9 protein-coding genes are annotated in these 12213 nt (G+C 56.5%); 2 read left to right on the top strand and 7 right to left on the bottom strand.

Annotated elements, in window-relative coordinates:
* The first annotated feature begins 255 nt into the window (after window positions 1-255).
* Both HGP12_RS13785 and HGP12_RS13780 read left to right on the top strand, forming a co-directional pair.
* Window positions 256-552: a hypothetical protein gene (locus HGP12_RS13785; RefSeq protein WP_168879114.1), complete on the top strand. Its 297-nt coding sequence runs from the start codon at window positions 256-258 to the stop codon at window positions 550-552.
* A gap of 5 nt (window positions 553-557) precedes the next feature.
* The gene (locus tag HGP12_RS13780; RefSeq protein WP_168879113.1) at window positions 558-1823 is read left to right on the top strand and encodes a LysM peptidoglycan-binding domain-containing protein; all 1266 of its coding nucleotides are present in this window, start codon (window positions 558-560) and stop codon (window positions 1821-1823) included.
* A gap of 298 nt (window positions 1824-2121) precedes the next feature.
* Here HGP12_RS13780 and HGP12_RS13775 read toward each other — a convergent pair whose 3' ends face one another.
* The 7 genes from HGP12_RS13775 to HGP12_RS13745 form a co-directional block, all read right to left on the bottom strand.
* Window positions 2122-2868, bottom strand: coding sequence for a hypothetical protein (locus HGP12_RS13775; RefSeq protein ID WP_168879112.1), 747 nt, complete (start codon window positions 2866-2868; stop codon window positions 2122-2124).
* Between the two features lies 1 nt (window position 2869).
* Window positions 2870-4540: a DUF6119 family protein gene (locus HGP12_RS13770; RefSeq protein ID WP_168879111.1), complete on the bottom strand. Its 1671-nt coding sequence runs from the start codon at window positions 4538-4540 to the stop codon at window positions 2870-2872.
* A 139-nt stretch (window positions 4541-4679) separates the two neighbouring features.
* A complete protein-coding gene (locus HGP12_RS13765) occupies window positions 4680-5159 on the bottom strand; it encodes a hypothetical protein (protein WP_168879110.1) in 480 nt (159 codons plus the stop codon).
* Window positions 5160-5225: 66 nt separating this feature from the next.
* Window positions 5226-8366, bottom strand: a complete 3141-nt coding sequence (locus HGP12_RS13760; protein ID WP_168879109.1) for a type I restriction endonuclease subunit R — start codon at window positions 8364-8366, stop codon at window positions 5226-5228.
* The gene (locus HGP12_RS13755; RefSeq protein ID WP_168879108.1) at window positions 8366-9103 is read right to left on the bottom strand and encodes an abortive infection family protein; all 738 of its coding nucleotides are present in this window, start codon (window positions 9101-9103) and stop codon (window positions 8366-8368) included. Before HGP12_RS13755 ends, HGP12_RS13760 begins: the two co-directional genes overlap by 1 nt.
* A complete protein-coding gene (locus HGP12_RS13750) occupies window positions 9100-10386 on the bottom strand; it encodes a restriction endonuclease subunit S (protein ID WP_168879107.1) in 1287 nt (428 codons plus the stop codon). The genes HGP12_RS13755 and HGP12_RS13750 overlap by 4 nt, the downstream gene beginning before the upstream one ends.
* Window positions 10386-12191, bottom strand: coding sequence for a class I SAM-dependent DNA methyltransferase (locus HGP12_RS13745; protein WP_312862883.1), 1806 nt, complete (start codon window positions 12189-12191; stop codon window positions 10386-10388). The genes HGP12_RS13750 and HGP12_RS13745 overlap by 1 nt, the downstream gene beginning before the upstream one ends.
* Window positions 12192-12213: the final 22 nt, after the last annotated feature.

Here is a 12213-nt window from a genome sequence, read left to right as displayed (position 1 = left end):
CCGCAGCGTCCCGACGGCGCGGATATAGACGATCTACTTCCGTTTAACTTTGCCAAATCCACTGCCACCTGACCCAGGGCGGTCGTCACAATCCACCCCGTCAACGCGCAGCGAAATGAGCGCTTACTGCTGATTTCGAAGGACGATGTCATCACCAAATACGGTGGGGACCCTAAGAAAACAGACGACATCTGCGTCAGAAGTAATGTCCAGCGTGAAGGCGACAGTTTGACGAACCGCGGGCTTGGGTGCGCTATGCTTACAAAGAGCGTTTATCCATCGGTTGACTTTAAAACACGGCTGTCAATGACCCCAGAGGTCAAAGGTTATCCGACCGCATGGAACAAGGCGTTTGATGCTCTGGTGGTCGGTAAGCCGATCACATTATTTCCGGACGCAGGCGTTGCACCAAAGCTGGATTTCGTTGGAGCCGGGGCAGACAACATAAATAGGCATTTTGCGGGCGATGTATACGGCCTCTCCGCAGTCTCGGACAAGCAGCTTGTCGTGGCCACAGCTCGCGGCTGCATCGCTGGTGCTTTTAAGAGGTGATTCCAATGAGAGCGCTCGTGGTAATACTTCTCTGTGCAGCTTCGGAATTGGCATACGTGCAGAGTGATCCAGATCTCAATGTAGACCGGCCATTTAGCACCAGCACCGCGATCGACAATGTCAAGTTATGCGATCCGAACATACAAAACGCTGAGGAGCTTTCGCGGATAGAGAAGTTCTTCTATGATTTTGTGCCAGAAAGGGGCGGGGATGGGCAGGATGGGTCACCAGAAGTAACGATCACCCGAAACATCGCATTTTCGATGCCGGAAATTGGATCGTCGCCAATAAGTGCGAAGATTCATTCGTTGGACCACAGCAGTTGTGAAAGCGAGCTAAAAACATCCGATATCAAAGTTGAGATTCCTGACGGCCATCATATAACGGTTTCCTTCCATGTGGACGTCAGTGCGAACGATTGCGGATGGTTCTTGGGAGTTCACTACAAGAACTATATTGGTTCTGGATCTGCAGATATCAGATTATCATTTGTGCTAGACAGTGACCTCCAAGTGCAGATGGATGGAAACCCTGCAATATCAAATGAACACTACGACACAAACCCATTCTTTGACTTCATTGGTGCGGTCTCGCCGATGGGTACGCCTGTAGCCGCCTTGCTGCGTAGCATGGTTCACGCGGCTCTAGTCGACAATCTAGGAGCTGCTGCCACACATCTCTATGAGATTGGGAATCAAGCGGCGTTTAAGGCCGTCAACGCAAGCAACAGCTCAATAGCGGCCTATAGCAAGTCACTAGACTTGCTTGGGTCTCCATCATGGGTGCTGACCACAGATCCTATTATGTCTGGATTTTCGCCCGGAAACCCGGCGGCACCTACTTTTGTGCTCGTGCAACGAACGACCTTAGCTCCCTACTTTGGCCCCACGGCGTATGCCATTCGTGTTGGAGAGATTGCCTATATCAAAGACTTGGCGATACCGAAGCCGCGGGTTCATGAGGTTAAATCCGGGGAAAGCATCTGGAGGATTGCGAAAGGATACCGGCTTGATCCCCACATTTACTTGAGGGTTGAGGATATCAACGGCTTGCGAGGAAAGCCGATACGTCCTGGAGATAAGATCATTGTGCCATTATTGTACGAAGCCTGTGAGGCGATCGTCATCCAAGATAGTTTGGTGCGCCCCGCTGACTCAGTATATAAAATAAACGCAAGAAAGCTGGAAGGTTTTCGTCCGAAACCCAGCGACCTGCGCTCTGGCAATCTGAATCTTATTTATCCCTACGAGTCTATCTTGCCCGGCGACTGACACGATAACTTCGGGTCGTGTATATTGTCGTGCTTGGGGGCGACGGTCTAGCTTTATGGCGTACAAAGGCACTCCACAAGAGTTTTTCGAGTCGTCTAGGCCCGCTGCATCGGGTTGCTAAGAGTAGCTGCTGGCCAAGAAGGGTGGTTAGCGGAGGTGACCGCGAAAATCGGTTCGGCATCAAAGATGTTTTTACTTTGACCTCAAATAGCAGTCGGGCGGAAGAGAGAATGCGTGAGCGCCTAGTACGTGCGCTGAACTCGGAACAGGTTCGCAGTCGCTGTAATGCTGTGGGCATTTATTCATCTAACTGCGCCTTCAGTTCAGCGACAGTGCGCGGCGGTGGCGGCGGGACCCTCGTGCTGCGAATGATGACGGCGTAAAATCGTGTCGCATGGCCGTGCGCGCCGAGCGTCTTTTCATGACCGTCATCCTCGATCGCGCGCTCGGTGATTCCCTCGGTAGACGATTGCAGCGGATGGATCGCAAACGAGTAGCCGGAAGCCGTAAAGCGGTACCTTTCGAGCTCTCTCTCAATACGCGTCTCAATCTTCTGGATGGCCGGCAGGAGCTGGTCGCGCCATTCCATCTTGTCGGTGCCCGTTACATGAACCTGATAAACGACAGCAGCGACGACACGGGCGGCATAGGGTGATTTCAGGAGCGCAATCGTGCCGGCCAGTTTCGCCAGGTCTCCCTTAATCTTCCCCAGGGACCGGACCCCGATTTTGACTTCAATAAGGGCGGCGGGACTCAGTCCGTTGTTAAGTACGACGACATCCGTACGGCGCGAGCCCAGCAATTTGCGCGCCTTGACGCCTTTCCTTGCCGTCAGGCCGTTGACCAGTTTCCGGTTGGCGAACTCGACTGCGACTTCGTAGTGTCGGTCGATCAGTTCCCGGGCGATATCCGCCGTGAGGATATACTCGGTCGTAACAGGCCCGCCGTGAAAATCGGTGATCCACGCGATCAGGTTGCTGGAGCGCTCCACCCCGGCGCGCAGGGCATCGAGCAATTGTTGATCGGTCAGCGCCTGCGAGCCCATGCTATTCAGCAGCTTCCGCGGCGGGTAGCTCGGCCTCGGCGGGCTCGTCCATTTTCTTCCTTTTCTTCTTGCGGCCCTCCGCAGCCACGACCTGGTCCGCGATGAACATCACGTGCCCCGGCACATCCATAAGCTGGAGCGCCTTCATTCCGCGCATGAGGCTGATGCGGGAAAACAATGGCAGGTTCAGCGACCGCCCGGCGGGGTCTTTCCGGGTCACGATCCCGAACACAATGCGGTACTTCCGATCGCGAACGAGCGCGACCATCCCGTCCGCATCGCCGCCGGCGAGAGCGTCCCGGATGAGCGCTTCCAACTTATCGACCGCCGCTGCCTCCAGGCGCATCAACTCGATCGCGTTCACCCCTTGATTGAATAGATGGCTCAATTGGGCGGAAAGGGTCGAGACCTTCACGTGGTAAAAGCTGGCAACACCGTCGCGGATCGCCAGCAGGTCGCACGGTTCAACCGAGGTTTGCCCGTCCGGGCTTATATTCTTCTTGTCGAGACAGGCGATGGCCGCATCCGCCGCCGCAACAGCTTCATTGTAAGCGCCCTCGCTCAGTTGAACGTAAGGCGGAAGGTCGCTGTCTTCGCAAAGCGGGTCGAGGTAAGCGCTAAGGCGAGTGATATAGGCATTATCAATGCGATACCAGTTGCCTTCGCAAAGGTGGAACGTTTCGCCTTGTGCGTCCTCCAGCGTGGTGTCGAAGACGAGACTCTTGAAAATGCTATAACGGTCCCGGCCGTTGCCGTCCTCATCGGTCAGGACCAGCGCATGACGGCGCAAATCCTCAACACCCATGGTATTCATGTCGCTCCCGTGCTCATCCAGATACTCGTAATATCGTCCGATATAGACATCGTCGTAAACGAGACTACGTCCGGCGCCGGCGAAGGCGGCATACATATTGTCGCTGTAATTGATTATCTCGGGGACCGTGATGTTCAAATCGGGATTGCGTGCCCAAAACGCCTCAAGAAGCCGGCCGTTCAAAGCCTCTATTTGGGCGGGATCGCGCACCGGCACGATGTTTTGTATTTCGGGAAATGCATCCTTGTAGTTATCGCTCTCGTACAGGCCGAGCAGCGTCTCACACAGAGCGGCCAAGCCGTCGGCCCCAATATCCGTGCTGATGCGCAGATTGCTGCCGCCCGTGGCATGTCGGAACAATTCCTTGTGCTCGTCGCGGACTTTCCCGGTCAAGCTACGCAGTATCGAGCTGTCGCGGTCGAAATCGAAAAGCGTCAGTTCGGATTCGATGGGGAGCTGTGTGCGCTGGCGTCTGGCGGCGCCGGGATCGAGCGTATCAGTGCTTTTGAGCTTGTGTGGGTCAAGGCTGTTCAGCGTGACCCGGAGCCCGAAATCATACTCGTAGCCGGAATCGATCAAATTATGGGCGACATGACCGAAAGAAAGCGCGAAACAGCGGTCTGCGACCGGCAGGAATACTAGGGCACCCTTCGTCACCTGTGTCAGGTTTTTCTCGACGCCGAAATATGACCTCCACCATGGCGGACGCGGATCGCTGTCCAGGACGAACAGCGTCGCGCCCTCGGGCAGGCCATGTGCGCCGATCCCGGCATCGAGCGCGTGGTCCCCTCGCAGCGCGTTTGTTGCATCATACCCTTCCTTGAGAAGGTAAATCGAAAAAGACCTGCTCTTTGCCATGCCGCCCCGGCGCGATTAGTGTGCTCCACTTCTACCTGTGATATAGACAGCCGAGACGGGTCGACTGTCAATACAGACGAGTACAGTTCAAGTATTTGCGGCCTAACTTTATTGAGGTAGCGTGTGCTTTTGCCGTGTGTCACGGTTTGTTCGGTAGTGCAGTGACGTCGATACCGGCCGATTCAAGTCGCGTTCGAGCCGCCGCGACTACAATCTCCTCAAATGATTCCCTATGGCGTAGGATAATCGCTTCGCCGGTGAGCTCCGGCATGGATCGCTCAAGAAGCATCTCGAACCCATCTGTTCGGTGGTCACTGAGCGCCCAGTCTTTCAATGTCTCGATGACACCTACACGGGCAACCTTCTGTCTGGTCCGCGCCAGCCGTGTGGTCTTCCCTCGCTCCTCAGTTAGAATTTGCTCGAAGGCGTGAATCGTCTGCCAAAAGTCGTACTCGACAGTGCCTGGCTGTTCCTGTGGCATGATGGCGATGAGCCGCCGGAAGGCTGCCTCACTGATATCGGTTTCGTTTTTATTCCGGGCGTTGATGATCCAACGACGCAACTTTTCGGGATCGTCGCACGTAGCGATCCGGGCTCTAATCCGAGCATGGTCCGGCATTCCTGTCCTCCATCATGAAAATGCACCGACCACACCGATGGCGGCCCTCGTTCTCTATGATCGCGGCTAAACTGACCACGCTGCAGAAAGTGCTTCGGCTTGTCTCAAAACGGTTTGCACAGCCGCGTCCTGAAGATCGGGCGGATAGCCGTGCTTGCGCAAGATTCGCTTCACCAGGACCCGCATACGAGCCCGCGCGCTTTCGCGGTGAGACCAGTCCACCGTAACGCTTCCTTTGAGGCTAACGAGGAGTTCGTGCGCGATCACCTTGAGCGAGTCGTTGCCCATCAGTTGGAGTGCACTTTCGCTTTCGGCCAACGCGTCATAGAAGGCGATCTCATCTTGCGACAGACCTTGGTCCTCGCCCCGCCGACGGGCTGCTCGAACTTCCTTGGCGAGGTCGATAAGCTCCTGCAGCACCTCGACAGTGCTGATCGCGTTCGTATGATATCTTGCAATCGCGGCTTCCAAGCGTTCCGAAAACCGTTTGGTCTCCACGACATTCGTCTTGCTACGAGAGCGGATTTCATCGTTCAGCAGCTTACGCAGAGCCTCAAGCGCAAGGTTCTTTTTCTCTAGCTGCTGCACTTCGGCAAGGAACTCGCCGGACAAGATGGAAATATCAGGGGTCGTAATGCCAGCGGCACCGAGTATGTCGACGATTTCCGTTGAAACGACCGCGCGATCCAAAATTTGCTGAATGGCAAAATCTCGATCGGCCGCGCTCGTTCCGCCGCCGTCTGCAGATTTCACGAGCGCGATGCGGACGGTCTGGAAGAAGCCGACCTCATCACGGATTTCTCGGGCCTCATCACTTGCCGAAGCTAAAGCGAATGCCTTAGAAAGGGCAAGCACGGCATCCTGATAGCGACGGTTTTCGCGCCGCTTGGCTTCCTCGGTGTTTTCCTTAGCTGCGGCCTCGTGCTGGCGTGTCAGTATCCACTCGATCGCTTCTGCAAGCACCACTAGGCGCTCATGCGGCGTACCGGCCAGACCCCGCGCATAGTCGAAGCCGTGATACATCGCCTTTACGACCTCGTATTTCTCAAGCAGTACGGCGACTGCTTCGGCTTCGTCGATCCCAGCCTGGCGCTGGTCGGACCCCGAATACTGGCCAAGGGCGTTCTTGAGGTTCTGGGCGATGCCGATGTAATCGACAACGAGGCCAGCCGGCTTGTCGCGGAAAACACGGTTCACACGGGCAATCGCCTGCATCAACCCGTGGCCCTTCATCGGTTTGTCAATATACATCGTGTGCATCGACGGTGCATCGAACCCGGTCAGCCACATGTCGCGGACGATCACGAGCTTCAGCGCATCTTTCGGGTCTTTCGCGCGCTTCGCCAAAAGATCACGCCGGGCCTTGGTGCCAATGTGTGGTTGCCAGCCCTGGGGATCGGCAGCAGAACCGGTCATAACAACCTTGATCGCGCCCGCTGCGTCGTCGTCGCTGTGCCAATCCGGCCGAAGTGCAATGATCTGGTTATACAGCGCAACACAGATGCGGCGGCTCATGCAAACCACCATCGCTTTGCCATCCATGGCGGTAACACGATCCTCAAAGTGCCGCACTAGGTCTGCAGCCACCATGGCAAGCCGCTTCTCGGAACCGACGAGCGCCTCGACTGTCGCCCATTTGCGTTTGATCTTTTCCTGTTCTGTTACTGCTTCATCTTCGGTCAGTTCCTCGATTTCGAGGTCGATCTTTGGCTTTTCGTCATCGGGCAATTCGATGCGCGCCAGGCGGCTCTCATAGTAAATTGGCACCGTGGCGCCATCTTCTACCGCCCGGCTGATGTCATAAACGTCGATGTATTCGCCGAACACTGCAGGCGTGTTTACGTCGTCCTTTTCGATCGGCGTTCCGGTGAACCCGATGAACGACGCGTTCGGAAGCGCATCGCGCAGATACTTCGCGAAGCCATAGGCGATCTCGCCCGTCTTCTGTTCGATCCGTGCGCGAAAGCCATATTGGCTTCGGTGCGCTTCGTCCGCGATCACGACGATATTCCGGCGATCTGACAACATCGGATAGGTCGCTTCGCCTGTTGCCGGTGAGAACTTCTGAATAGTCGTGAAGATCACGCCGCCCGAGGCACGGTTGAGCGCCGATTGCAGATCATCCCGGCTGTCGGCCTGAATAGGCGTTTGTCGGATCAGATCGCGGCACATGGAAAACGTGCTGAAAAGTTGGTCGTCCAGATCATTGCGGTCGGTGATGACTACTATTGTCGGGTTCTCAAGCTCAGGACGCCGAACAAGCTGCCCGGCATAGAACGCCATCAAGAGGCTCTTACCCGAGCCCTGCGTGTGCCAGATCACCCCGACCTTTCGGTCCCCCTGCGGAGCCGACGCCTCAACGGTCTTGTCAACGGCGTGCCGAACCGCATGGAATTGATGATAGCCGGCGATAATCTTAGTAAGGCCCGATCCCGTCTCGCCGAACACCGTGAAATCGTGCAGCAAGTCAAGCAGGCGGCGGCGATCGAAAACGCCTTCAATCAGAGTATTGAGTTCTGGTTGGCCTTTTGCAGCAATGACTTTACCGTCCGTGGTGCGCCACGGCATGAAGCGCTCTTGATCAGCGGTTAGCGAGCCGACACGCGCAGTGATGCCATCCGAGGTAACAAGGATGGCATTCGTCCGGAAGAGCGACGGGATTTGCGTCTTGTAGGTCTGAAGCTGGTTGTATGCGCCTGCGAGCGTGGCGTTCTCGCCGCCGGGCGCTTTAAGCTCGATGACGCCGAGCGGTAGTCCGTTGACGAAGACGACGATGTCCGGGCGGCGATTAATGCTGCCCTCAATCACTGTGAACTGGCCCGTCGCCAGCCAATCATTCGCGGCAAGATCGTCGAAATCAATCAAGCGAACCTTGTCGCCCCGGATCGTGCCATCTTCGCTATAGAATTCGACATCGACCCCCTCGACGATCAGTTTGTGCAGGCGACGATTCTCCTCGACAAGCGAGGGCTTTTCGGTAGCCAGCACCTTTCGTAGCGCATCGCCACACGCTTCCGCCGGGATCGTCGGATTGAGTTTCTCAATCGCGACAATCAGGCGCTTGACCAGCACCACGTCGGCATAGGCTTCCCGCTCTGACACCTTTCCATCGGGGCCGATTTCGGCGTCGGTCGCAATCGCGTAGCCAAGGACTGCAAGTTGATCGAGCACAACCCGCTCGACGGCGGCTTCTGACAGGTATGCCATTATTCGCCCCCCGCGTCTTGAGGCACAGCGGCCTTGGCTTCGCGGCATGCATTGAGCACGAGTTTGTAAGCTTCACGGTCTACACCGAAAAGCAGTCGAGAGGTTTCGATTGCGAGCGGCACTTCGTCACCGCCGGGGAGAATGATCATCACATTCAGCAGCCCGTCCTCTTCGCTTTCACTGCGGATAGCGGCGTACTCATCGATCAGGTCGTTTGAGACCTGAAAGCGCTCGTATGGCTCCAACGTCCTAATCGGATCTGGTTCACGCTCAAGGTAGGCTTCGTGCAGGAAAGTGACGATGGCATCAGCCGCTAGCATAGCGGACCGTCGGTGATGAGCTGAGAGCTTCGCTATGAAGCCGTCCTTGCCATGACTGACCGTGCCTGCTTCGTTACGCAACACCCTTAGTGTATCAGTGAGCTTATTGTGCTGTTTGATGAGGTCGGCGAAGGCCCGATGCCTAACGGTTCCAAGCTCTAGTAGTCGCGTTGCCAGACCGACGAGGTGACTTAGCGGTGTATCGGCAGCTTCCGGCTTCTGCGGGCTCAGCGGATCGTCCAGTTCCTCGATTAGAACCCGGCATGCTGATTCAACAAAACCTTTGGCTGCGTCGATGCAGGCATCGTTTTCGTCGGCAAACTCTCGTTCCAGAGTCTCGAAGGTCTGTTGCAGCATCGGTGCATGTCGCCAATGCGCGCAGAACGCTTTGATGCCGGGATACCAGTCGGCGCTCATGTTGCCTCCCCGACGAGCTTCTCGGCGTCTCTGACATGAATCTCGCCCGACATGAGCTTTGGCAGGAGGAAGTCGCGGATAGCGGCGAGGGTGCGAGATTCCAAGTCATTCGCGATCTGCCGCTCAAAAAGAGGCGAGATCAGTTCATCTGCGGCTCCCATCGCGTCCGGAGTGGCAACGAACGTCGTGGCTTGAGTGAGATGATGCCGCTGAATATGGCCCATCGTCGTTGCTTTTGACGCCGCGATGGCTTGAAAGGATGGCATGTGCTCGGCGATCCAGTGGAAGTAGAACCACTTCGGGAAACTCTTAGACGTCACCTTGAAAAGATGCTGGTTCAGTGCGCCGCGCCCGGCAGTCCAAACCCGATGGAGCAGACTTCCAGACCAAGAGAAGAGAACATCGCCATCTTCGACTACATAATCTGGCGGAATCTCGGTCGATGCACGATCTGCTGACGCCACGCCGCTCGCGCGGAGCTGAGCGATCTTTATCACCGGCAGGGACTCACTCCCATTCGCTGGGAATTTTTGAAGGGCAAGCCCGTTGAGAAAGTCAGCTACCTGGTCAAGTGGCTTCGCGTTCCACCCCTCCGGCTTGCCTTCGTCGTCGAGGCGGTCGGGGAAAAGAGACCAGATATCCGGCTCAAGATAGGGCGCGCGGCATTCCATCTTGGCGCGGGTCGGGCCGAAATCGACGAACCAGTCCTTGAAAATCGCCCGCGCCATCGCTTCTAGCGTCTCGTTCATCCGCCGGTTCAGTTCGATCTTGTTGCATAATGAGAAATAGATATGCCCAATAAACTCCTGCAGATACCGATCAGGATAGGGAAGAAAAAGCTTATCAAAGTCCCCTTTCTTCAGGTGAGGGATTACCCCGCTGACATCTAAATTTCTGATCTGTTCTTGGACAGCACGAGAACGCAGAGCCGCGAATAAGAATAGAGGGTCAATTGTCTTATCATCCGGACGTAGCGCGACCATGTCTTGTGCGATCGCGAAGTCGACTTGAGCTGGAACAAGGCAAACTGCCCCGTTCTGACTTCCTTTTAAAGTGAGGATAATATCGCCTGGCTCGGGATGAGATCGAAACCACTCGCGGTATGTTTCGCCGGAGACGTAACGCACATTCTTATAGGTCGGATATAAGTCGTCGTTTGAGATGCAATTAGTTGCGATCAAAGCGATGCCACTTGAGGAAGTTGGAGCGGTTCGGCCGCGATTATCTACAACAAACTTTGTGGTCCTCGAAAGCGGAATTTTCTTCTCGCATGGCTCCGCCATCAGGAAATCCTTTTTAAGGACAGCTGGATAGTCTTAAAAAGCTCAGAAGAAGTGATGTTTTGTTCTTCGAGCTTCGCCTGCAAAGCGCTGAAGCGTTCTGCAAATGAGACATCGTCGTCTTCAACGTCCGCAGCGCCGACATAACGCCCCGGTGTCAGCACGTAGCCGTGGGCCTTGATTTCCTCCAGCGTAGCGGATTTGCAGAAACCCGGCACGTCCTGATAGGTGCCGGCCTCTTCCTCGCCGCGCCATGCGTGATAGGCGCTGGTGACCTTCTCAATGTCGGTGTCGGAGAATTCCTTGCGCGTGCGGTCCACCATGTAGCCAAGTTTGCGAGCGTCGATGAACAGAATTTCATTGCGCCTGTCGCGCAACTTTTCACTCTTGACCAAGCCATTCGATCGATCCCTGGCGAGGAACCAGAGGCAGACCGGAATCTGGGTCGAATAGAAAAGCTGGCCGGGCAACGCGACCATGCAATCGACCACGCCGGGCGCACCGTTCACGCCTTCAATCAGCGCTTGGCGAATCGCACCCTCGTTGTTCTGTGTGGACGACATCGAGCCATTTGCCAGCACCACGCCCGCTACACCCGAGGGCGCGAGATGATGCACGATATGCTGCACCCAGGCGAAGTTAGCGTTACCGGCCGGCGGAATGCCGTATTTCCAACGCACATCTTCACGCAGGCGGTCGCCGCCCCAATCGGAAATGTTGAAGGGCGGATTGGCAAGGATGAAATCGGACTTCAGATCGCGCAGCTCGTCCTTGTGGAAGCTGCCTTCGCTGTTCCATTTGATGTCGGCGTCGATCCCGCGCACGGCGAGGTTCATCTTGCAAAGCCGCCACGTCGTGTAGTTCGACTCCTGCCCATAGACGGCAATATCACCGATGCGCCCGCCGTGGAGTTCAACGAACCTCTCCGACTGCACGAACATGCCACCGGAGCCGCAGCATGGGTCATAGACGCGGCCCCTGTAGGGTTCGATCATCTCGACCATCACCCGCACGACCGAGCGCGGCGTGTAGAACTCGCCTCCGCGCTTGCCTTCCGATCCGGCGAACTGTCCGAGGAAATATTCATAGACGCGGCCGAGCACGTCACGCGCCTCGCCCTTTTCCTGGCCAAGCGCGATACCGGAGATGAGGTCGATAAGTTCGCCTACCATCACCGCGTTGAGCGCAGGCCGCGCATAGTCCTTCGGCAGCACGCCCTTGAGGTTTTCGTTGTCCTTCTCGATCGCGATCATCGCCTCGTCGATCATCTTGCCGATCGAGGGTTGTTTCGCGTTCGCCTGAAGATGGGACCAGCGCGCTGTAGGCGGCACCCAGAACACGTTGTCGGCTGCGTATTCGTCGCGGTCCTCCGCGCCCTCGGGATACTCTGCCAGAAGCTCGGCACGCTTGGCCTCGAAGCTGTCGGAAATGTGTTTCAGGAAGATCAGTCCGAGTGCAACATGCTTGTAGTCCGAAGGCTCCATGTTGCCGCGCAGCTTGTCGGCGGCCTTGAAGAGTTCTGCCTCGAAGCCCAGATCGCCGCCATTGCCGTTGGCACGGGCAGGCTTGGCACGCACGATGACCGGCGCCGCTTCTTCGGACGGCGCTTCGGCAGCGCCACCAAGCGACACCGAGCCGCCGCGCCCGCGCCCGGCGGTTACAACCCTATCGGAGATGAGTTCATCTTTCACGGCGTTGTACGCGGCTTCGTCCCACTGCAAAGCTTCGCGAAGACGCCCGTTGCCGGCGGCGCCGCCAAGCTCTGTCAACGCCGCCACGAACCTGTCCTTCTGTGCCTGATCAGCCACGTCATCCTCGCAATTCTTACTT

Source organism: Rhizobium sp. P28RR-XV (assembly GCF_012641385.1).
GTDB lineage: Bacteria > Pseudomonadota > Alphaproteobacteria > Rhizobiales > Rhizobiaceae > Rhizobium.
The sequence above is the reverse complement of the archived record's forward strand: the minus strand, read 5'-3'. Positions and strand labels throughout refer to the sequence as shown.